The organism is Hyphobacterium marinum (genome assembly GCF_036330325.1).
Taxonomy (GTDB): Bacteria; Pseudomonadota; Alphaproteobacteria; order Caulobacterales; family Maricaulaceae; genus Hyphobacterium; species Hyphobacterium marinum.
The window spans coordinates 40,956-63,571 of record NZ_JAZDRO010000003.1 but is presented as its reverse complement, the minus strand read 5'-3'; the positions used below and the strand labels follow the sequence as shown (position 1 = coordinate 63,571).

The window sequence follows — 22,616 nt, the reverse complement described above, 5'->3', positions numbered from 1 at the left end:
CTGTATGGGCACGGCGAGGTCTCCCGCTCCATCACGGAGCGACGAGGGGAGAGCCATTCGCCATGTTCCTGACGCGCTTTGCACTGAAAAATCCGGTGGCCGTGCTGATCGGCCTGTTGCTGCTGACCGTGATCGGGGCGGCGAGTTTTATACAGCTGCCGATGCAGCTGTTTCCAGATACCAGTCGTCCGCAGCTCTTCGTGCAGACGTCGTGGCGCTCAGCCTCTCCCCAGGAACTCGAATCGGAAATCGTCGAACCGCAGGAACAGGCCCTGACCGGCCTGACCGGCCTCGAGGAAATGCGGGTCAATATCGGTCAGGGCGGGGCCTTCATCGCCCTGACCTTTGCCAATGGCACGAATATGGACCAGGCGATGATCGAGGTCGTCAGCCGGATGAACCAGCTGCCGCCCATGCCACTCGATGCCTATGGCCCGAACATCTTCAATGGCGGTGCGATGGGCGGCGGCGGCGAAATGCTGATCTATTTCTTCATCCAGCTGCAGCCCGGCAATCCCAATGACGTCGACGACTATGCCGATTTTGCCAACAACATCGTCGCACCGCGCCTCTCGGCCATTCCCGGCGTCGCAAACGCCCAGGTTAACTGGGGGCTGAGGAACCGCGAATTCCAGATCGTGCTTGATCCGTATCGCGCGGCAGCCCTTGGCGTGACTATCCCCCAGATCGTCGCGGCGCTGAACGGCAATCGCGATGTGTCCGGTGGCAACGCCACCATTGGCCGGCGCGCCTTTACGCTCAACTATGAGGGCGAATACGATCCCCGCGAACTCAACGAGCTGGTCATCGACTGGCGGGACGGCAGCCCGGTTCGCTTAGGCGATATCGCGACCGTTGGAATCGAGCTGGGTGAGCGGCAGGGATTTGCCTACCAGAATGGCAATCCGGCCATCGGCATCGCGGTGTCGCGTCAGAATGGCGCGAACTTCCTCGCCACGCTGAATGCGGTGAAGGATGAAGTCGCCAACCTCAACGAGAACGAGGCCGCAGCCCTTGGCCTGACCATTCAGCCGTCATTTGACGCCTCGGTCTTCATCAACCGGGCGATCAATCTTCTCCGGACCAATCTCGTCTTCGGGATCATGCTGGCCATTGGCGGGCTATGGCTGTTCCTGCGCCGAGCGCGGGCGACGATGATCATTGCGCTCGCGATTCCCGTCTGCCTGCTCTCGACGCTGATTGTCCTGTTCCTGCTGGGCCGGTCGCTGAACGTGATTTCGCTTGCGGGTCTCGCCTTTGCGACGGGGATGGTGCTCGACGCCGCCATTGTGGTCCTTGAGAATATCGTACGAAGACGGGAGGCGGGGGAAGACCCTGAAACCGCCTCGGACAAGGGTGCCGGCCAGGTGTGGGGTGCGCTCTTTGCCTCGACCACGACGACAGTTGCCATCTTCCTGCCGATCATCTTCCTGGATGATGCGGAAGGTCAGCTGTTCGCCGATCTTGCGATCACCATTGCGGTTGGAGTGGCGCTGTCGATGGTCGTGGCGGTGACGATCCTGCCGGTCGCTGCGGCGCGTTTCGTGCGCTCCAAGAATGACAAGCGGCCTCAACCGATCCTGTCTCGGATCGCGGATTTCATCATGTTCACCTCGGATCGTCCCGTCCGGCGCTATGGCCTGATCGGCGGGCTGATCGCGGTGCCGCTCGCCGCGACCTGGTTCCTCCTGCCCAATCTCGATTATCTCCCGCCGGTCAAACGCGACGCCATCGACGCCTTCTTCATGTTGCCGGCCGGTGCGGACGTGGAATGGGTGCGCTCCGACGTGGTCCAGCCGGTCATCGAACGGCTTGAACCCTACATGTCCGGTGAGCGCGAACCGGCCTTGCGGAATTACTATATCGGCGGACAGGGCGGCCAGTTCGCGACCCTTGGTGTACGCCCGCAGGACATTGGCGATGTGCGCGAGCTGGAGCGTCTGGTGCGTGACGAGATCGTCCAGGGTATCCCGGACGTGAACGCCTTCGCGGCGCGCGGCGACCTGTTCGGCAATTTCGGTGGCGGCGGCAACGTGCAGGTCAATCTGCAATCGGCCGACCCCGAGGCCCTGGCCCGAGCGGCGGGCGAGGGGATGCGCCTCCTGCGAGAGCGTTTCCCCAATGTGAATATCAATGCCAACCCGTCCCCCCAGGCGACCCAGCCGAGCTATGCAATCCGCCCCAATGACCGGCGCATCCAGGAAGTCGGCTGGTCCCGGGCCGGCGTTTCCAGCATCGTGTCCATGCTCGGTGACGGCCTGTTCGTCGGAGAATATTTCGACGGTGAGACGCGGTTGAACATGATCCTTCGGACCGAAGGCTGGAATTCCTTCCAGGAGCTGGAAGGCGTACCGGTCGCGACGCCCAGTGGCGCGGTCCTGCCGCTTGGCGATCTGGTCGAAGTCGAGGAAACACTGGTCCCGGGCGGACTGCAGCGCGTCGATCGGCGCCGGACCATCACGCTCTTCATGTCCCAGCCCGAGGACATGACGCTGCAGGAAGTGCTCGAGGCGATCCGTACCGATGTCGAGCCGGCCATCTATGACGCCCTGCCGTCCGACGGCTCTATCAGCTATGGCGGGTCGGCGGACAGTCTGGACCGCGCGGTCACGACGATGACGCAGAACTTCCTGTTCGCGCTGTTCATCCTTTTCCTGATCCTGGCCGGTCTGTTCCGATCGATCCGGGATTCAGTGATCGTGCTCATTACCATCCCGCTGGCGACCGTCGGCGGGGTAGCGGTGCTGCGTATCCTCGATACGGTCCTGCAAAGCGTCGCCCAGCAACGCCAGCCGCTCGACCTGCTGACCATGATGGGCTTCATCATCCTGCTCGGTCTGGTCATCAACAATGCAATCCTGCTCGTCGACCAGACACGGCAGGGCGAACGTGAAGGCCTCAGCCGGCGTGAAGCGGTTGACCAGGCGCTGCGCTTGCGGATGCGGCCGATCTTCATGTCCACGCTGACCTCCATTCTCGGGATGACCCCACTTCTGGTCTTCCCGGGCGCAGGCAGCGAAATCTATCGCGGCCTCGCTGCAGCGATTGTCGGCGGCATGAGCGTGTCGCTCGTCTTCACCCTCTTCCTTCTGCCAAGTCTCTTGCGGGTCGGTGAAGTCCGAGCCGTTCCGTCTCCTGCGCGCCTCGCGCCTGCCGAGTGAGTCCTTCCATGATCCGCCTGACATTCCTGATCGCCGCAATTCTGCTTTTGTCCACGCCCGCCCTGGACGCGCAGCAACCGGGCGGCGGCCCACCGCCGGCCGCGGTGCGCACCGATGTCGCGGTCAGCCGTGACATGGCTCCGACGATCCAGAGCCCGGCGACGGTCCTGAGCCGGTCGGATTCCCGTATCGCGGCTGAAGCTGCGGGCCGAGTTGTCCACGTCGCTGAACCGGGCGACTGGGTGGAGGCCGGTGAACCGGTCGCGCGACTGGACGACCGTCAGGCCCGCCTGCAACTGGCGGAAGCGCGCTCGCGCCACGCCCGCCTGTCGGAAAATGCCCGCTTCCAGGAAGAAGAATTCCAACGCTGGACACGTCTCGCCGAAGCGGGGACCGCCCCGCAAACCCGTCTGCGGGAGGTCGAACTCGCTCGCAACCTGGCACAACAGGAACGATCCGAGGCCGCCAGTGCGGTCCAGCGCGCCCAGCTTGATCTGGACCGCACCGAGATTCTCGCCCCGTTCAGCGGCCGTGTGGCAGAACGCCTGATCGAGGTTGGTGAGTATTCCGCGCCGGGCGCAAATATTGTCCGTCTGGTCGATACCAACTCACTGGAAGCCCGCGCGCAGACGCCGGTCGCGGTCGCCCCCTATATCGCCGTTGGTGACATGATCCATGTCAGTGACGGTACGACCGGTATGGACGCTGCGATCCGCGCCATCGTGCCGGTCGGGGATTCGGTATCCCGGACCTTCGAGATCCGTGTCGATCTGGAGGACGCTCCCTGGATCATCGGAACAGCGGTGCGGGTCTCGGTCCCGACCGAAACACCGCGCCATGTCGTGGCCGTACCGCGTGATGCATTGGTCTTGCGCACACAGGGAAGCCATGTCTGGGTTGTCGCCGAGGACAATACGGCGCGTCAGGTCCAGGTCCGCACCGGTGCCCAGGATGGCGAATATGTCGCCGTTGAGGGCGAGATTGGCGCGGGTGACCGGGTCGTTGTGCGCGGCGCGGAAAACCTGCGCCCGGGGCAGCCGCTCAATATCCTTGATGATGCCGAGACGGCCGGCGGTGGCGATGGCCCCTCGAACGTTTCGCCGACCTGACCGCGCTGGCCGTCAGCACATCGGAACGTTCGCGGCGAGCCCGCCGGTCGAGGTTTCCTTGTATTTGTCGGACATGTCTTTCGCGACATCGGCCATGGTCTTGATGACCTGATCGAGGCTGACCTTGTGGTCGCCCTGGCCTTTCAGGGCCAGTCGGGCCGCATCAATCGCCTTGATCGCGCCGATGGCGTTGCGTTCGATACAGGGGATTTGCACGAGCCCGCCGACCGGGTCACAGGTGAGGCCCAGATTGTGCTCCATGCCGATCTCGGCGGCGCATTCGATCTGGGAGTTACTACCGCCCAGCGCGGCCGCGAGACCGCCCGCCGCCATCGAACAGGCGACGCCAACCTCGCCCTGACACCCGGCTTCCGCGCCGGAGATCGAGGCATTCTTCTTGTAGAGCGCGCCGATGGCCGCAGCGGTCAGGAAGAAGCGCACCATGGCGTCCTTGTCGCCGGAACGTCGGTGATGCCGGTCGTAATAGCGCGCGACCGCCGGAATGATCCCCGCTGCGCCATTGGTCGGGGCGGTGACGACGCGCCCGCCCGCGGCATTTTCCTCGTTCACGGCCATCGCCCAGAGATTGATCCAGTCCATGGCGGTCAGAGGGTCGGTCTCGGCGCGCTCGGGGTGATCGAGCAGGTCCTTGCGGATGCCCGGCGCGCGGCGTTTGACCTTCAGCCCGCCCGGCAGAATGCCTTCCTGGCGCAGGCCGCGCGAAATGCAGGCCTCCATGGCCTGCCAGATCTCGTTGATGCCACTGCGGACCGCCTCTTCGGAGCGGAAGGCGGTCTCATTGGCCATCATCAGTTCGGGAATGGTCAGCCCGGCCTTGTCCGCCTGATCAAGAAGCTCGCGTCCGCTGTCGAAGGGGTAGGGTTCGCCGGTCTGGTCCCCGGCGGCGGAATTACGGCCCGCTTCGGCCTCGTCAATGACGAAACCACCGCCGATGGAATACCAAATTTCCTCCTTCAGGACGTCGCCATTCTCTTCATAGGCGCGGAACTTCATCGCGTTTGAATGAAAGGGCAGGCGGGTTTCGCCGCGCATTTTCAGATCATGGCGAATATGGAAGGGGATGCGGTGTTCCCCCAGGAGATTGATCGTCTCGGTCTCGCGAATAGCCGAGATAATGCCCGGCACGGCATCTGGATCGGTGGTCGAGGGGACGCATCCTTCCAGCCCTAGTAACACGGCCGTATCCGTCCCATGGCCCAGCCCGGTCAGGGCGAGCGAGCCATAGAGTTCTGCCTCGACCTTGGCGATGGCAGGCAGCCCGTCTTCATCGGCGAAACGGGTCAGGAAGGCGCGCGCGGCGACCATCGGTCCCACGGTGTGCGAGCTCGACGGGCCGATCCCGATCTTGAAAAGGTCAAAGACGCCGAAATGCATGGGAATGGCTCCTAGTCGTCGCCGAGTCCCCGGTCGCTGGTGAAAGCATTGAAGCAGAGCAAGGTCTGGGTGTCCTTGATGCCGTCCAGCGTCTGCACCCGCTGCGTCACGAATCGGCCAACATCAGCGTCGGATTCAACCGAGAACTGGGCCAGCAGATCAAAGCTCCCGGAGACAGAATGAACCTGGCGGGCCTCCTCGAGCTGATCGACCAGCGCCGCGGCTACATCATAGGTCCGCCCAAGCTCGCATTTGATGAAAACGTAAAACTGGCGCATCGATTTCTATTCCCTGGACGGTGTTTGCCGGCACCCTAATGCGGGCCGCGCGCTTCGGCCATATCAGCTGTGCGCCTCGCGCAGTTTGAACCGCTGGATTTTGCCGGTCTGTGTCTTGGGCAGGGCATCGGTAAAGACAATGGATCGCGGGTATTTGTAGGGCGCGATCGTCGCCTTGACGAAGTTCTGCAGGTCCTTTGCCAGTTCCTCATCCGGCTCGTGGCCAGGTTTGAGGACGATATGCGCCTGGACGATCATGCCCCGATCCGCGCACGGCGCGCCTATCACGGCGCATTCGGCGACCGCACCATGCATCAGAAGGGCCTGTTCGACCTCCGGCCCGGCGATGTTGTAGCCGGATGAGACGATGAGATCGTCATTGCGCGCGACGAAGTGGAAATACCCGTCCGCGTCGCGCCGGTAGAGATCACCGGTGATGTTCCAGCCGTCCTGCACATAAACGTCCTGCCGGTTGTCATCGAGATAGAGACAGCCCGTGGGGCCACGCACGGCCAGCCGGCCGATCTCGCCATCGGGGACGTCCTTGCCGTCCGGGCCGATGACGCGGGCCTCATAGCCCGGAACCGCTTTGCCGGTCGCGCCGGGGCGGATGTCGTCACCACTGGCGGATATGAAGATGTGGATCATTTCCGTCGCACCGATCCCGTCGACGAGGCCGATGCCGGTCTTGTCCCTATAGGCTTGCCAAGTCGCCTTGGGCAGGTGCTCGCCTGCCGACACCCCGCCTTTCAGCGATGACAGATCATACTGGTCCCACAGCCCCATGATCGCTCGATAGCCGGTCGGGGCGGTGAAGGTGTGGGTGACGCCATACTCCTGGATCGTTTCGCACAGCGCCTCGAAGCCGGGCTTCGACGTCAGCGCGACCGAGATACGCGCCCGCGCCGGAAAGACGAGAAACGCCCCCAGCCCGAAGGTGAAGGCGAGCGGCGGCGTGCCGGCGTAGATATCGCCGGGCTGAGGCTTGAGTGTGTGCTTGCCGAACGTGTCGGCCATCGCCAGCACGCTGCGGTGAAAATGGACGCAGGCCTTGGGTTGGCCCGTCGTGCCGGAGGTGAAGGCGAGAAGGGCGATGTCGTCGGCCGCCGTGTCGACATTGTCAAAATGGGGCGACGCATGGGCGGTGAGGTTTTCCAGCTCACTTTCCTGACCCCATTCGACAACGCGGGCGGGGAAGGGCGCGCTGTCCGCCGCGGCGCGGACTTCATCGGCCATGCGCATGTCGCAGAGCGCCAGCGAGACTTCCGCCTTTTGACAGACCGTCACCAGTTCGCGTGCGCGCAGCAGCGGCATGGTCGCGACGACAATGCCTCCGGCCTTGATGACACCGTACCAGGCGATGAAGAGGTCGGGGCAATTCGGTCCGTGCAGGAGCACACGCTCGCCGGTCTTCATCCCCAGTTCGCCCGTCAGGACATTGGCGATGCGATTGGCTTCGGCGAGAAGCTGGGCGTAGGTGAGGGTGCGGTCCTTGGAATAGATGGCGACGGTGTCGCCATGACCGTCCGCGACGGCGGTATCGAGAAGTTCAGCGGCGCAATTGAGGCGTTTGGGGTAGGCGAGTTCGGGCAGGTCAAATCGGAATTCCGGCCATCGCTCCGGTGCCGGCAAACGGTCGCGGGCAAAACTGTCGGCATAGCCCGAGGGTTCGAGTGTCATGCGCATCCTCCCCTTGGCCGAGACCAGCGCCTATTGTTGTTTTCGAGTCGCGCCGGACGGACAGGCAAAACACTAGCACGGGCAGGACGATGACAAGAGAGGCTTTCATCTTCGACGGGACGCGCACGCCGATCGGGCGCTATGGCGGAGCCCTGTCGAGCGTCCGCGCCGACGATCTCGCCGCTCACCCGATCAAGGCCTTGCTGGCGCGCCAGAGCGAACTCGACCCCGAAACCATCGATGAGGTCATCCTCGGCTGCGCCAATCAGGCCGGCGAGGACAATCGCAATGTCGCGCGCATGGCAGTGTTGCTGGCGGGCCTGCCACACACCGTGCCGGGCGTAACGGTGAACCGGCTCTGCGCCTCGGGTCTCGAAGCGGTCGGGCAGGCGGCCCGCGCCATTCGTTGCGGCGAGGCCGACCGCATCATCGCGGGCGGGGTGGAAAGCATGTCGCGCGCGCCCTTCGTCATGGCCAAGCCCGATGCGGCCTTTTCCCGCGCGGCGGAACTCCACGACACCACGATCGGCTGGCGGTTCGTCAATCCCGAGATCGAACGGCTCTATGGCGTCGACTCGATGGGCGAGACGGCGGAAAACCTCGCCAGCGAACACGGCATTTCCCGCGAGGACCAGGACGCGTTCGCGGCCCGCTCGCAAACGCTCGCCCATGCTGCTGCCGGTCATCTCGCCGCGCAAATCGCACCGGTGTCCATCCCGTCGCGCAAGGGCGAACCGGTCGAGGTCTCGGCCGACGAGCATCCGCGCCCGGACGTGACCGTGGACGGTCTCACCGAGCTGAAGCCCGCTTTCCGCAAGAACGGGTCGGTCACGGCGGGTAATGCCTCGGGCGTCAATGACGGGGCCGCGGCGCTGCTGATTGGATCGGAAGAAGCAGGGGACAAGCCGCTCGCCCGGATTGTCGCCTATGCGACAGCCGGCGTGCCGCCCCGCACAATGGGAATCGGTCCGGTCCCGGCGAGCGAAAAGGCGCTGAAACGGGCCGGGCTTTCGATGGACAGGATCGACGTTATCGAACTCAACGAAGCCTTCGCCGCGCAAGTTCTGGCCTGCACGCGCAGCTGGGGGATTTCCGATGACGACCCACGCCTCAACGCCTGGGGCGGGGCCATCGCGCTCGGCCATCCCCTGGGCATGAGTGGCGCGCGCCTCGCGCTCACCGCCGCGCAGCGCCTGCATGCTGAACAAGGCCGCTACGCCCTCGTCACCCTCTGCGTCGGTGTCGGGCAGGGCGCGGCGATGGTGCTGGAGCGGGTTTAGGTGGTTGGCACCACAGCCGTGGTTTCAATCTCGATCTTTGCCCGTGATTCCATCAGGGCGGAAACTTCGACGAAGGCCATGACGGGGTAGTTGCGGCCCATCATCTCTTTCCAGATCGCACCGATGGCCTTGCCTGCGGCGAGGTATTCCTCCCGGCTGGTAACATAGCCGGTCATGCGCACGACATGCTCCGGCCCCGCCCCGGCCTCGGCGAGAACGGCGAGCGTGTTTTTCAGGACCTGACGAAATTGCTCGGCGAAGTCGTCGGTCCGGAATTCGCCGGTCTCGTCCCAGCCGATCTGGCCGGCGACGAAGACGAGGCGGCCTTCGGCCTCGATGCCGTTGGAATAGCCTTTCGGGCGCGGCCAGCCGGGCGGATTGAGGATGCGCATCAGCCGCCTCCCAAAATCTGTTTGGCGATGACGAGTTTCTGGACTTCCGACGCGCCTTCATAGATGCGAAGCGCCCGTATCTCGCGGTAAAGCGCTTCAGGCACCGAGCCTTTCGTGACGCCCAGCCCGCCGAAAATCTGCACCGCCGTGTCGATGGCTGTCTGCGCGGTCTCGGTGGAGAAGAGTTTCGCCATCGCCGCTTCGCGGGTGACGCGCGGCGCACCAGAATCCTTGGCCCAGGCCGCGCGGTAAATCAGAAGCGCGCTGGCGTCGATATTGAGCGCCATGTCGGCCAGCTGGCTCTGCACCCCTTGTAGATCGGAGAGTGTGCCGCCGAAGAGCTGACGCGATTGTGCCCGGCCGAGTGCTTCATCGAGCGCGCGCCGGGCGAAGCCGAGCGCCGCGGCCGCAACCGTCGAACGGAACACGTCCAGCGTCGACATGGCGTATTTGAAACCCGATCCGGCCTCGCCGATGAGAGCGTCCTCGTCTACATGGCAATCAGTGAAAGCGAGCCGGGCGAGGGGGTGGGGCGCGATGGTCTCGATCCGCTCGGCGGTCTTGAGACCGGGATTATCCGCATCGACGATAAATGCACTGATCCCGCGCGCGCCCGGCGCTTCGCCGGTCCGGGCGAAGACCACGTAGAAGTCCGCGATGCCGCCATTGGAAATGAAGGTCTTCTCGCCATTGAGGACAAAGCCATCACCGTCCCGCTGCGCCGAAAGGGCGAGGGCGGAGACGTCCGATCCGGCGTCGGGTTCGGTCAGGGCGAAGGCTGCGATTTTCTTTCCGGCGGCGACATCCGGAAGATACGCGGATTTCTGGGCGTCCGAGCCGAAGAGGCTGATCGTCCCCGAGCCCAGCCCCTGCATGGCGAAGACGAAATCGGCCAGCCCGGAACGGTAGGCGAGATGTTCGCGCACCAGGCAGAGCGAGCGCACGTCGAGCGTTTCCGTCGCTCCGCCATAGGCGACCGGTACGGCGTATCGAGTGATGCCGGCATCGGCCAGTCCGGCGAGAATATCCCGGCATTCGGCGTCGATATCGCCATGATGAAGAAAGCCGCCGGAGCCGAAGGACTCTTCCGCAAAACCGCGGACATGCCCGGCGAGGTCGTGATGGGCCTCGCTCAGGAACGGCCAGTCGAGGAAGCTGTGATCGGCCAAGGCGTCAGTTTCCTTCAAAGACCGGCTTCTCCTTCGCGATGAAGGCCCGGTAGGCGCGCTTAAAGTCTTCGGTCTGCATGCATATGGCCTGGGCCTGGGCCTCGGCCTCGATTGCCTGGTCGATCCCCATGTCCCATTCGGCATTGAGCTGGGTCTTGGTCACGCCATTGGCAAATGTCGGTCCGGCGGCAAGGCGCGCGGCCCAGTCGGCGGCCTCCCCAGCGAGGGCGTCGGGTTCGACCAGCCTGTTCCAGAAACCCCAGCGCTCGCCTTCCTCGGCGCTCATCGTGCGGCCGGTGAAGAGGAGTTCGCTCGCCCGGCCCTGACCAATGATGCGGGGCAGGATGGCGCAGGCCCCCATGTCGCAACCGGCCAGACCGACCTTGTTGAAGAGGAAGGCGCATTTGGCCTGCGGCGTGGCAAGGCGCAGATCGCTCGCCATGGCGAGGATGGCTCCCGCCCCGACGCAGATACCGTCGACCGCGGTGATGACGGGCTGCGGGCAGGCGCGGATGGCTTTAACGAGATCGCCTGTCATGCGGGTGAAGTCGAGCAGGGCCGGCATGTCCATTTCGGTCAGCGGGCCGATAATTTCGCGCACATCGCCGCCGGAGGAAAAGTTTCCTTCCGCGCCGGTCAGGACAACAGCCTTCACATCCTTCGCAAAGACGAGCGTGCGGAAGGTGTCCCGCAATTCCGCATAACTTTCAAAGGTTAGCGGATTTTTCTTCTCGGGTCGGTTGAGCGTCACCGTGGCGACGCCATCGGCGAAGGACCAGAGAAAATGTTGCGGAGCGAAGGTGGCGGGATTCATCAACCGGCCTCTTACGGCGCGCCGCCATCAAGGGCGATGGCCTGACCGTTTACGGTGAAGGAGTTGGGATGGCAGAGCCAGGCGACGGTCTCGGCGACCTCTTCAACCTGGATCATGCGTCCTTGCGGGTTCATCTTGGTGAGTTCGGCCACCGCCTCGTCGCGCGAGCGCTTGGTGTTGGACATGATGGTCTGGATCGCGCCTTCGGCCATGTCGGTCTCGACATAGCCGGGACAGACTGCATTGACCGTGACCTTCGTTTGCGCCCACTCGACAGCCAGCGCCTTGGTCATGCCGACGACAGCATGTTTCGAGGCGCAATAATGGGAGATGTAGGGTCCGCCGCGCAGGCCCGCGACGCTGGCGATATTGACCACGCGGCCATAGTCGCTGCTCATCAGATCACCGACGACCGCCTTGGTGCAGCGGAATACCCCATCGACATTGACGTCCTGGATGCGCCGCCACTCGGCTTCGTCGAGCTTGTGGAAGGGCCGGCCCGAGGCGATCCCGGCATTGTTGACGAGGATGTTGATGGCACCGCCTTCACGGGCCTTCGCAAAGGCGGCTTCGACCGAACCCGCATCTGTCACGTCGCACTGGACAGCGAGAGCGCCATCAATACCGTTGGCGGCCTCTTCCAGACGGTCGAGCTTGCGGCCCATCAGGACGACGCTCGCGCCGCCTGCAGCCAGCCGTTTCGCTGCCGCCAGGCCAATCCCGCTACCGCCGCCTGTGATGACGGCACGCCGTCCTGCAAATTCGCTCATACTTTCAGATCCCCCATTTCGGCTGCGCGTTCGAGATTACGCGCCAGCTGTGCGATGCCCGCCCGGTATTGCGGCGGAATGTCTGCTTCTCGATAGCCCAGTTCGGCTGCCGCGCGCAAAGTCCAGTTCGGATCGGCAAGGTGCGGCCTTGCGAGCGCGACGAGATCGGCGCGTCCCGCGGCAAGGATCGAATTGACGTGATCGGTCTCGTAGATATTGCCCACCGCCATCGTCGCGCAGTGCAGCGTGTTGCGCACCTGGTCGGAGAAGGGCGTCTGGAACATGCGGCCATAGACCGGCTTGGCGTAAGGCGTGGTCTGGCCTGCCGAGACATCAATCAGGTCCGCACCAGCCTCAATGAAGGCTTGGGCTATCCGCACCGTGTCGTCGCCGGTAATGCCGTCATCCTCCAGCCAGTCGGTCGCCGACAGGCGCACCGCCATGGGTTTCGCCGCCGGCCAGACAGCCCGCATGGCGGTAAAGACTTCCAGCGGGAAGCGCAGCCGGTTTTCGAGGCTGCCGCCATACTTGTCGGTCCGCTTGTTGGTCGCTGGCGTGATGAAGGAGGAAAGGAGATAGCCGTGCGCGCAGTGCAGCTCGACCATGTCGAACCCGCAGGTGAGCGCGCGCTTGGTGGCGGCGACGAAATCGTCGCGGACCCGGTCCATGTCGTCGCGGGTCATCTCGCGCGGGACCTGGTTTTCGTCCTTCCAGGGGATGGGTGAGGGCGCCATGATCGGCCAGTTGCCCTCCTTAAGCGGGCGGCTGTCGCCCTCCCAGCTAAGCCGGGTTGAGCCCTTGCGGCCGGCATGGGCGAGCTGGATCGCCATTTTCGCCTTGGAATGGGTATGGACGTAATCGACGATCCGCTTCCAGGCTTCGGCCTGCTCGTCTGTATAAAGACCGGCGCAACCGGGACTGATTCGTCCGTCGGCGCTGACATCGGTCATCTCGGTATAGAGTAGCCCGGCACCGCCCATTGCCCGCGCGCCGTAATGAACAAGGTGGAAGTCGTTCACCAGGCCGTCTTGGGCTGAATACATGCACATGGGCGAGACGACGACGCGGTTGGCGAGTTCCATGTCGCGCAGCCGGAACGGCGCGAACATGGGCGGGCGTTGATCGGCCCCAACCTTGCCCGCAAACCAGCGTTCCACGCCTTCGAGCCACGCCTTGTCGCGCAGGCGCAGATTTTCATGGCTGACGCGCTGCGACCTTGTGAGGAGGGAGTAGGCGAACTGGATCGGCTCGAAATCGAGATAGCGATCAAGATGTTCGAACCATTCAGTCGAATTTCGCGCCGCGCTTTGCAGCTTGAGGACCTCAACCTTCCGCGTCTCCTGATAGTCGTGCAGGCCTTCGGCAAGCGGCTTGTCTGACGACGTCAGAACCTCGGCGAGCATGATCGCGTCTTCCAGCGCCAGCTTTGTCCCCGAGCCAATGGAGAAGTGCGCGGTGTGCGCCGCATCGCCCAGCAGCACCACCTTGCCGTCGATCCAGGTCTCGCAGAGGACGCGGCGGAAATTGAGCCAGGCCGACCCGCGCAGATGCTTCGCATTGCTCATCAGCGCGTTGCCATCGAGATAATCGGCAAAGAGCGCTTCGCAGGTCCGGCAGGTCTCGTCCTGGTCCATCGCGTCGAAGCCGAGCCCGCGCCAGGTGTCTTCCGAACACTCCACGATGAAGGTCGAGAGATCGTCATCGAAGCGGTAGGCGTGCGCCCACACCCAGCCATGCGGAGTCGGCACGAAGGCGAAGGTGAAGGCGTCGAAGACCTTCTTCGTCCCGAGCCAGACGAATTTGTTGGCGCGGACATCGATGTCGGGCTTGAACACGTCGGCGCGCGATTCCCGGATCACCGAATTGATGCCGTCGGACGCGACGATCATGTCGCAATCGTCAAACCGGGAAAGGTCGGGACCGATCTCGGTTTCGAAATGCAGGCCGACACCCAGCTCCCGCGCGCGATCCTGCAGAATGTTCAACAGCCGCTTGCGCCCGATGCCGCAAAATCCGTGACCGGTGGAAGTCTCCTTCGCGCCATCCAGGAACACGTCGATATCGTCCCAGTGGGCGAGGCTGTCGCCGATGGCTTTCGCACTTACCGGATCGCTGGCGAGGAGATTGTCCATCGTCTGGTCGGAGAAGACGACGCCCCAGCCGAAGGTGTCGCCCGCCTTGTTGCGCTCATAGACATCGACACTGCACTCGGGGTCGCGCAGCCGCATCTGGATCGCGAAATAGAGCCCGGCCGGGCCACCGCCGAGACAGGCGATATTCATGGTTTCGACCACGCGCTCAAACGCCCGCCCTCGCTGGCGAGTTGCGCCAGCAGCGGGGCCGGGGTCCACCATTTGCCGTGCGGGCCGGCGGCATAGGCGCGCACGCGCTGCAGCACATGTTCAAGACCAAGACTGTCGGCATGGAACATCGGCCCGCCGCGCCAGCGCGGGAAGCCATAGCCGTTGGCATAGACGACATCGATATCCGAGCCGCGCTGCGCGATGCCTTCGCCCAGCAGCATCGCGCCTTCATTGACGAGGGCGAGGATGCAGCGCTCGACGATTTCGTCCGCGCCGATCTCGCGCCGGGTGATGCCGTGCTCTTTTGCCAGCGCCTCGGTCATGGCCGTGACCTGCGTGTCCGGGACGGGCGTGCGTGAGCCGCGCTCGTAGAGATAGACGCCCGCGCCGGTCTTCTGGCCCTTGCGGCCCATTTCGACCAGCCGGTCCTGGAGCGCGGAGGCGAGGGGTTCGTAATCCTCACCTGCGACGAGGGATTTGCGGTTGTCATAGCCGATGTCGAGCCCGGCCATGTCGCCCATCGCCATCGGTCCCATCGGCATGCCGAAGTCATAAAGCGCCTGGTCGATGGCTTCCGGGGCCGCGCCCTCCATCATCAACAGGCCCGCCTCGCGGCCATAGCCTTTCAGCATCCGGTTGCCGATGAAGCCATGGCAAACACCGGACACCACGCCGACCTTTTTGATCGCCTTGGAGACGGCGAGCGCGGTCGCCAGCGCCTCGCCGGATGTCTTTGCACCTCGCACGATCTCGAGCAGGCGCATGACATTCGCCGGCGAGAAGAAATGCATCCCGAGAACGCGCGACGGGTCACCGATGGAGGCGGCAATGGCATCGACATCGAGATAGGAGGTATTGGTCGCGAGGATCGCGTCGGCCCGGCAGGCTTTTTCCAACTCAGCGAAGACCGCTTTCTTCACGTCCATGCGTTCGAACACGGCCTCGATGACGAGGTCACAGCCGGCAAAGCCGTCATAGCCGCCCGCCGGGCTGATGCGGGCAATGCGCGCGTCGCGCTCGGCCTCGCTCATCCGGCCCTTGGCCGCGCTGTCGGCATAGAGTTTCGCGATCCGCGCCAGCCCGCTTTTCAGGGCTTCGACATTGGCGTCGAAAATCGTCACCGGGACGCCGGCATTGGCAAAGGCCATGGCGATGCCGCCACCCATCGTGCCGGCCCCGACGACGCCGACCTGTGTGACTTTCTGGGGCGAGGCATCAAGACCATCAACCTTCGCCGCCATACGCTCGGCAAAGAAGAGGTGGCGCATCGCAGCCGATTGCTGGCCGGTGATGAGCCCCATGAAGAGGTCGCGTTCCTTCTCCAGCCCGGGGTCGATATCGAGCGTCACTGAGGCTTCGACCGCCTCGATGGCTTTCAGCGGGGCGGCTTCACCCCGGCGGCGCGTGGCGGCAAACTTGCGCCAGGTCTCCGACGCTTTCTCGTCGGCCTCCGGATTGGGAAGATCACGCACGCGGCGCTTTTCATGGATCGATTTGGCGAATTCGATGGCAGAGGCGAGCACGTCTTCGGTCGCGATGGAGTCGGCGAGGCCGAATTTCGCGGCTTCCGTCGCCCCGATCGGCTTGCCGGTGACGCACATCTCCATGGCGGGTCCCAGTCCCGAGAGACGCGGCGTACGCTGCGTCCCGCCCGCACCGGGGAAAATGCCGAGATCGACTTCCGGGAAACCGCATTTGGCTTTGGCATTGAACACCCGGAAATCGCAGCCCAGGGCGGTTTCCATACCGCCGCCGAGCGCCGTGCCATGGATCGCCGCGATGACCGGCACCGGGCAATCCTCCAGCGCCGCGATCATGTCGGGTAGGGAGGGGGACATCGGTGGCTTGCCGAATTCGGTGATATCCGCCCCGGCAAACCAGGTTCGGCCCGCACAATTGAGAACGACAGCCTTCGCATCGCCAACGTCTTTCAACGCGTCACATACGCCTGACCTGACGGCGTGGGAGAGCGCGTTTACGGGCGGATTGTCGACCGTGATGATCAGAATGTCGCCCTCGCGGCGGCTGGATACCGGTGTCGTCATGTCACGGCCCTCCGGGACTGGAATTGCGGGTCGCGCCAGGCCTCTTCGGCCATGACGGTGCGGATGGTCTCGACGGCCTGCCAGACATCCTCGAACCGGTTGTAGAGCGGGGCGAAGCCGAAACGGAGTATGTCCGGGGCGCGGAAGTCACCAATCACGCCGCGCGCGATGATCGCCTGCATGATGGCGTAGCCGTTTTCGTGATGAAAGCTCGCCTGGCTGCCGCGCTCGGCGGAGTCCGCCGGGCAGGCCGGTTCGAATCCATATTCGCTGCAGCGTTCGGCCATGAGGTCCAGAAATAGATCGCTGAGCGCCCGGGATTTCTCCCGCAATGCTTCCATACCGGCTTCGGCAATCAGGTCCACGCCAACCTCCAGCGCCGAAATCGCCAGAATGCCGGGCGTGCCGCACTGGAAGCGGTCGATACCTGGCGCTGGCCGATAGGTGTCATCAAAATCGAAGGGCGCTTCATGGCCCAGCCAGCCGGAGAGGGCCGGGAAGACCGCCTCGTGATGGCGTTTCGCGGCAAACAGGAAAGCCGGGGCACCCGGTCCGCCATTGAGATATTTGTAGCCGCAGCCGACCGCGAAATCGGCGTTGCTGGCATTCAAGTCGACCGGCACGGCTCCGGCAGAGTGGCTGAGGTCCCAGATCACCGGCACGCCCTTGTCGTGGGCGGCCTTGGTCACGGCCGCCATGTCGCGCATGCGCCCGGTCTTGTAGTGGACCTGGGTGAGGAGCAGGGCTGCCGCATCGGAATCGAGGGCCGCGATCACGTCATCGGGCTCGACCAGCCGTGTCGCGACCCGTCCGCCGGACAGCGCGCTCAATCCCTGCATCATGTAAACGTCAGTGGGGAAGTTGCCGCGCTCTGACAGCAAGACAGACCGCTTCGGATCAAGTTGAAGACAGGCGCTCAACACCTTGAATACATTGATCGATGTCGAATCAGCGATGACGACCTCATCGTCGTTCGCGCCGATCAACCCGGCGATCTTGGCCCCAACGCGCCTTGGCGCGTTGATCCAGTCATTCGTGTTCCAGGACCGGATCAGGTCTTCGCCCCATTCACGTGCGACGACATCGGCGATGCGGTCCGGTGTCGCTTTCGGCAGGCAGCCCAGCGAATTGCCGTCGAGATAGACAAGGCCGTCCGGGATGACGAAGCGGTCGCGGAACCCGTTGAGGGGGTCGGCCGCATCACGGGTGCGGATCTCGTCCAGCGTCGGCGCGCTCATGGTAATTCCCTCAATATGGCCCGCACGGGTGCTGCATCAGCACCGGCGATCTTCAGGGGAAGGGCGATGAGTTCGTAATCGCCGTCCGGGACGCCATCGAAAACCAGCCCTTCGAGGATACGCATGCCGGCCCGGCGGACCGCATTGTGCGCGTCGAGCGTCTTGGAGTCTTCCGGGTCAAGTGACGCCGCATCGGTCCCGACGAGCTTTACCCCGGCGAGGGCCATTTTCTTGATCAGGTCAGCGGATATGGCCGTGAAATCGGAATCCCATCGGTCGCGCGGGAAAGTGTCATAGGTGCGAAAGAGGACACGCTCGCAACGCGCATAAAGCGACGGGCTCACATCCTTGGCTTCGATCGCGCCTTTGGCGTGACGCGCGTCGATCAACCGGCACGGGCCGCAATAGACGGCAAGATCGACCGCATCGATAGCGTCGCCGTCGGCGTCATAGTGGAGGGGCGCATCGCCATGCGCCCCGGAATGGGTCGACAGGGTCAGTTTCGAGACATTGACCGGGCAGTCGCCTTCGAGCGCCCAGGTTCGTTCAATCTCAAAGGCGGTGTCGCCGGGCCAGACCGGCAAGCCGGCCCGGAGCGTCTGCGAGATATCCCATATCCTAGCCATGCCCGTCTAAAGCGAGGTCCGCACGGTCCAGAGCTCGGGGAAGAAATGCAGGTCCAGCGCCTTGACGAGATAGGAGACGCCGCCCGAACCGCCCGTGCCGCGCCGGTAGCCGATGATCCGCTCGACGGTTTTCATGTGGTTGAAGCGCCATTGCTGGAATTTGTGTTCGAGATCGACCAGCTTCTCGGCGAGTTCGTAAAGCTCCCAATAGGTCTCGACATCTTCATAGACCGCCTTCCAGGCGTCCTCGACGGCCTGTGAAGGCTTGTACGGTTCGGCCCAGTTTCGCTTGGTCACATCGTCGGCAAGGTCAAACCCCGCCTTGGCGAGCAGGCTCAGCGTCACGTCATAGAGGCTAGGGGCCTCAAGGGCCGCCACAACGGCCTTGTGCAGTGGCGGATTGGCTTTGTGAACGCGGGCCATGGCCGGATTCTTGTTGCCCAGCCGATATTCCAGCACCCGGTATTGATGGCTCTGAAAGCCCGAGGATTGTCCCAGCTGGTCCCGGAATTTCAGATAATCGGTCGGCGTCATCGTCGCGAGGATCGACCAGGACTGGGTCAGCTGTTCCTGGATGCGGGCCACGCGCGAAAGCATTTTCAGGGCCGGGCCGATATCGCCTTTTTCGAGACAGGCAATCGCGGACGAGACTTCGTGTATGCACAGCTTCATCCAGAGCTCGGAGGCCTGATGGATGATGATGAACATCATCTCGTCATGCTCGGCGGTGAGCGGCGCTTGCGCGCTCAACACCTGTTCCAGTCCCAGATAGGAGGCGTAGGTCAGCCCGCCTTCGGGTGTCCAGTGGATGTCCTCGCCCGAGACATCCACAGAGGTCTGTTTCGCGTCGCTCATGGTTTCCGGTCTATCGCTGCCCGGACCAAAACGGAAGCCGGGAATCGGAAGGGGCGGCACTTGGCCGCCCCTTCGTTGGTCATCAGTCCAAAGGAACGGATTACCAGCCGCACTCGCGGTCAGCATTCTCTTCCTGGAGATGGTCCATCAGCGGCTGGAAGTAGGCGATGATTGCCGAGCCATCCATCTGACGGGTGCCGGTGAAGGCTTCCAGCGCATCCGGCCAGGGCTGGCTCGCGCCCATTTCCATCATCGCGTTGAAACGCGCGCCGACTTCCTCGTTGCCGTAGATCGAGCAGCGATGCAGCGGGCCTTCCCAGCCGGCCATCTCACAGGCGGCCTGGTGGAACTGGAACTGCAGGATGTGGCTCAGGAAATAGCGCAGGTAAGGCACATTGTTGGCAATGTGATATTTCGAGCCCGGATCGAAGGCGTCGGCCGGACGGTCGACCGGCGGCTCGATACCCTGATAGCTCTGGCGCAGCTCCCACCATGCCGAATTGTAGTCGGCGGGTTCGATCTCGCCGCGCAGGACGCGCCAGCGCCACTGATCCATCATGACCGCGAACGGCAAGAAGGCGATCTTGTCGAGCGCCGTGTCCATCAGGAGGCCCAGATCGGCTTCGGCGCCGGGCATGTCGTCTTCGTCAAGCAGACCGATCTGGACGAGATATTCCGGTGTCACCGACAGGGCGATGAAGTCGCCGATCGCCTCGTGGAAGCCATCATTGGCCCCGCTTTGCAGCAGATAGTCCTGCTGGTTGTAGGCGCGCTGGTAGTAATTGTGGCCCAGCTCGTGGTGCACGGTGACGAAGTCATCGGCATTGACGCGCGTGCACATCTTGATGCGCAAATCTTCGACACTATCGAGGTTCCAGGCCGAGGCATGGCAGGCGACCTGACGGTCACGAGGCTGTTCGATCAGGGAGCGTTCCCAGAACGTGTCCGGAAGTTCTTCAAGGCCCAGTGAGCTGAAGAATCCCTCCGCCACCTCGACCATGCGGACCGGGGTGTAGTCGGCCTCGACCAGCAATTCATTGAGGTCATAGGCCGGTTCGCTGTCCCCGACGGCTGCGACATCGCTGAGCGAGGACCAGCCTTGCGCCCACATATTGCCGAGCAGGTCGGCGCGGATCGGTCCCGTTGCGGCCTGTACGTCATCGCCGTGAAGCTCGTTCAGATTGGCGCGGACATGGCAGTGAAGCTGTTCGTAGAAGGGCTCGACCTGGCCCCACAGGCGCTCGACTTCAGCTTCCATTTCATCGGCCGGCATGTCGTAGTTCGACAGCCACATCTGGGCGAGATTGTCGAAGCCGAGATCGCGTGCGCCCTGGTTGGCGATATCGACCATTTCGGCATAGTCCGCCGCCATCTGGGCTGGATCATAAGCCCGCCGCCAGCCATTCCAGACATGGCTCAGGAATTCGGGATCACGGCTCGTCCGCATGATGTTTTCGAGCTCGTTGTGATCGACCATTTCGCCGTCGATCTCCATCAAGCCGGCGGAATAGGCCGCGCCCATTCGCGTGGTCAGCTCGGACAGCCGCGCGGCGGATTCCGGATCGTTCGGAGCGGGCAGGGTGATACCGTTGCGCAGGACCGCGATTTTCCGGGCTGCGTCTTCGGGCAGGTCGAGATCGGCATAGCGGGCCGCCTCGGTCGCGAGCCGGACTGACATCTCGGTCGACTGCGTGCTCATGCGTTCGAGCAGCCAGTTCGTATCCTCGGTGATGAAGTTGTTCTGGACCCAGGCGGTGCGGGCTCCGAATTCGCCGAATTCACGCAGTTCCGCTTCGGCGTCAGCGAGGAATTCCAGCGCTTCTTCCACCGTCGGTTCGGTCGTCATTCCGTCTTCGGCATCCTGGACGGCCCAGGCCGCCCCACCGAGTGCCGTTACCATGGCCGCCAACGCGACCCCGTATCGCAAAGTCATCTGTAATCTCCCACGAGCCACCCACCTTGGCGGGGTGTTTCGCGGACGAGCATAAACAAGTTGGGGCGGGCGGGGGAAGGCGCAGTGTGCAAACCCGCGCTGTCAGTCCGCGTTGTCCGGGCGCTCCAGGCGTTTGAGGAAACAGGGGCATTGGCGCAGCGTCGTGGCGGCGAGCCGTTCCAGATGCGCACGAACCGCAGCGTTGATCAGCGCTTCCTCGCTGGTGTCGAGCATGGCGGCGGCAAAACGCAGCGCGCGCTTCTCCTTTTGTGTAAGCAGGCCGCCGCCGTCTGCCGAAGCGGGGGCGTCTGCCGATTCGACACAGGAGCCCAGCTTCAGCCGAGCGGACCGGTCAGGTGTCGATATATCCGGTTCCCGGCGATCGGCGGCAAATCCCGGTGCAGTCGGGCTCGGTGAGTCGGATTTGTGTGACATGGAGAGCGTTGACGGGGCCGAGGGTTCGGCACGGCCCTTTCGCATCAGCATGCCGCCATGCAGCGTGGCGAAACCATCGGCATTCATGGCTCTGCCCCCTAGTGCGTGCTGGCAGTCCGGCGTCCGAACACGCGGCGGCGCTCGGGCATGCCGGGTGGTGGGCCGGTGTCGCTCTTGCGCCGGTCTATCCCGTCCCAATTCCCGTTCGCCGGTTGCCGGGGTGTGAAAGCGGGGCGCGCGCCGGATTGAAACGGGGAGGGTATTTCAATCGGCGGCAGCGCGCCCCCGGACCCGGTCGGGGACTGATCGGGCAGGACGGAATCCACCAGTAGCGCCGGGTCGAGATCATCCTCGCCGGCATCGTCGTCGAATTGGTCTTCCGCCAGGGCGGGCGAGAGAAGGGATGTGGTGAGGTCGCGGACCGGCTGCCAGCCCGATTGCGGTCCCTTGATCCGGGCCAGCTGACCTTTCATGTAGGTCCACAGGGTCGAAATTTCCTGCGCGGACCGGGATTCGGGACGCACCTCGCTCGCCGTTCGCCCGTCGATCATGGCAGCAGCAAAATCAACCCGGTGGTGGATGGTAACCGGCGCGACGACGCCGTGCTGGGACAGCGCAACGGCGGTTTCGCCCGTGATCCGCGCCCGGGCGGTTGCGGAGTTGACGACGAAGAGGAGGGCCTTGCGATAGGCGTCGGCGATATCGACCGTGGGGCCGACCGCACGCAGATCGTGCGGGCTGGGGCGCGTGGGGGCAACCACGAGGTCTGCATGCGCAACGACTTGCCGGATCGACTCGGTGACGGCGGGTGGAGTGTCAATGACGATCAGGCGAAAGCCGTTGCGCTGCAGGTGCTCGATCCCGGGACCGAGCTGGCTGATGGCGACGCGTGCGAATGCCGGACGCGCCGCCGAACGTTCATTCCACCACTTGGCCAGACTTCCCTGGGGGTCGGTGTCAATCAGGGCGACAGGACCGTCGCCGGCCCGCTCGGCTTCAACGGCGATGTGTCCGGACAATGTCGTCTTGCCCGAACCGCCTTTCTGGGACGCGAAGACGAGGACTGCGCTCTGATCGGCCATTGGGGTGAAACTCCCGTTTTCGGAAGCCGCACCGGATGGAAAACGGCCTCC

At 63.9% G+C, this 22,616-nt stretch carries 17 protein-coding genes and 1 pseudogene; 3 read left to right on the top strand and 15 right to left on the bottom strand.

The features are described from left to right. The first annotated feature begins 62 nt into the window (after positions 1-62). Positions 63-3,161 carry an efflux RND transporter permease subunit gene (locus tag V0U35_RS07995; RefSeq protein WP_330196170.1) on the top strand — a complete coding sequence of 1,033 codons (3,099 nt, stop codon included), beginning with the start codon at positions 63-65 and terminating at the stop codon, positions 3,159-3,161. An 8-nt stretch (positions 3,162-3,169) separates the two neighbouring features. Further along, the gene (locus V0U35_RS07990; RefSeq protein WP_330196168.1) at positions 3,170-4,270 is read left to right on the top strand and encodes an efflux RND transporter periplasmic adaptor subunit; all 1,101 of its coding nucleotides are present in this window, start codon (positions 3,170-3,172) and stop codon (positions 4,268-4,270) included. Positions 4,271-4,282: 12 nt separating this feature from the next. Here V0U35_RS07990 and V0U35_RS07985 read toward each other — a convergent pair whose 3' ends face one another. The 3 genes from V0U35_RS07985 to V0U35_RS07975 form a co-directional block, all read right to left on the bottom strand. After that, the gene (locus tag V0U35_RS07985) at positions 4,283-5,665 is read right to left on the bottom strand and encodes an L-serine ammonia-lyase (RefSeq protein WP_330196167.1); all 1,383 of its coding nucleotides are present in this window, start codon (positions 5,663-5,665) and stop codon (positions 4,283-4,285) included. Positions 5,666-5,676: 11 nt separating this feature from the next. Then, a complete protein-coding gene (locus V0U35_RS07980; protein ID WP_330196166.1) occupies positions 5,677-5,943 on the bottom strand; it encodes an Lrp/AsnC ligand binding domain-containing protein in 267 nt (88 codons plus the stop codon). A gap of 63 nt (positions 5,944-6,006) precedes the next feature. Next, the gene (locus tag V0U35_RS07975) at positions 6,007-7,623 is read right to left on the bottom strand and encodes an AMP-binding protein (protein ID WP_330196165.1); all 1,617 of its coding nucleotides are present in this window, start codon (positions 7,621-7,623) and stop codon (positions 6,007-6,009) included. A gap of 89 nt (positions 7,624-7,712) precedes the next feature. Between V0U35_RS07975 and pcaF the strand changes: the two genes are divergently transcribed. Continuing rightward, positions 7,713-8,903, top strand: coding sequence for a 3-oxoadipyl-CoA thiolase (gene pcaF / locus V0U35_RS07970; protein ID WP_330196164.1), 1,191 nt, complete (start codon positions 7,713-7,715; stop codon positions 8,901-8,903). Here the strand turns inward: pcaF and V0U35_RS07965 are convergent. From V0U35_RS07965 to V0U35_RS14005, 12 genes and pseudogenes are all read right to left on the bottom strand, one after another. Then, positions 8,900-9,295, bottom strand: coding sequence for a RidA family protein (locus V0U35_RS07965; RefSeq protein ID WP_330196163.1), 396 nt, complete (start codon positions 9,293-9,295; stop codon positions 8,900-8,902). The genes pcaF and V0U35_RS07965 overlap by 4 nt on opposite strands. Further along, entirely contained in the window at positions 9,295-10,464 is a 1,170-nt protein-coding gene (locus V0U35_RS07960; protein ID WP_330196162.1) for an acyl-CoA dehydrogenase family protein, read from the bottom strand. Before V0U35_RS07960 ends, V0U35_RS07965 begins: the two co-directional genes overlap by 1 nt. A gap of 4 nt (positions 10,465-10,468) precedes the next feature. After that, positions 10,469-11,278: an enoyl-CoA hydratase family protein gene (locus V0U35_RS07955; RefSeq protein ID WP_330196161.1), complete on the bottom strand. Its 810-nt coding sequence runs from the start codon at positions 11,276-11,278 to the stop codon at positions 10,469-10,471. An 11-nt stretch (positions 11,279-11,289) separates the two neighbouring features. Continuing rightward, positions 11,290-12,048 carry an SDR family NAD(P)-dependent oxidoreductase gene (locus tag V0U35_RS07950; protein WP_330196160.1) on the bottom strand — a complete coding sequence of 253 codons (759 nt, stop codon included), beginning with the start codon at positions 12,046-12,048 and terminating at the stop codon, positions 11,290-11,292. Beyond that, positions 12,045-14,330, bottom strand: a complete 2,286-nt coding sequence (locus V0U35_RS07945; RefSeq protein ID WP_373696395.1) for a bifunctional salicylyl-CoA 5-hydroxylase/oxidoreductase — start codon at positions 14,328-14,330, stop codon at positions 12,045-12,047. The genes V0U35_RS07950 and V0U35_RS07945 overlap by 4 nt, the downstream gene beginning before the upstream one ends. Next, complete coding sequence (locus V0U35_RS07940) at positions 14,327-16,396, bottom strand: 3-hydroxyacyl-CoA dehydrogenase NAD-binding domain-containing protein (protein ID WP_330196158.1); 2,070 nt, start codon at positions 16,394-16,396, stop codon at positions 14,327-14,329. The genes V0U35_RS07945 and V0U35_RS07940 overlap by 4 nt, the downstream gene beginning before the upstream one ends. Next, on the bottom strand, positions 16,393-17,634 hold the full coding sequence (kynU, locus tag V0U35_RS07935; protein ID WP_330196157.1) for a kynureninase: 1,242 nt from the start codon (positions 17,632-17,634) through the stop codon (positions 16,393-16,395). The genes V0U35_RS07940 and kynU overlap by 4 nt, the downstream gene beginning before the upstream one ends. Next, complete coding sequence (gene kynB, locus V0U35_RS07930) at positions 17,631-18,260, bottom strand: arylformamidase (protein WP_330196156.1); 630 nt, start codon at positions 18,258-18,260, stop codon at positions 17,631-17,633. Before kynB ends, kynU begins: the two co-directional genes overlap by 4 nt. A 6-nt stretch (positions 18,261-18,266) precedes the next feature. Continuing rightward, positions 18,267-19,115 (bottom strand): tryptophan 2,3-dioxygenase, encoded by an 849-nt coding sequence (gene kynA, locus V0U35_RS07925; RefSeq protein WP_330196155.1) that lies wholly within the window; start codon positions 19,113-19,115, stop codon positions 18,267-18,269. Positions 19,116-19,215: 100 nt separating this feature from the next. Next, a complete protein-coding gene (locus tag V0U35_RS07920) occupies positions 19,216-21,048 on the bottom strand; it encodes a M2 family metallopeptidase (protein WP_330196154.1) in 1,833 nt (610 codons plus the stop codon). 102 nt (positions 21,049-21,150) lie between these two features. Then, a complete protein-coding gene (locus V0U35_RS07915) occupies positions 21,151-21,570 on the bottom strand; it encodes a hypothetical protein (protein ID WP_330196153.1) in 420 nt (139 codons plus the stop codon). A gap of 365 nt (positions 21,571-21,935) precedes the next feature. Then, positions 21,936-22,565 (bottom strand): annotated as a pseudogene (locus tag V0U35_RS14005) (division plane positioning ATPase MipZ); the annotation flags it as partial. Between the last annotated feature and the right edge of the window lie 51 nt (positions 22,566-22,616).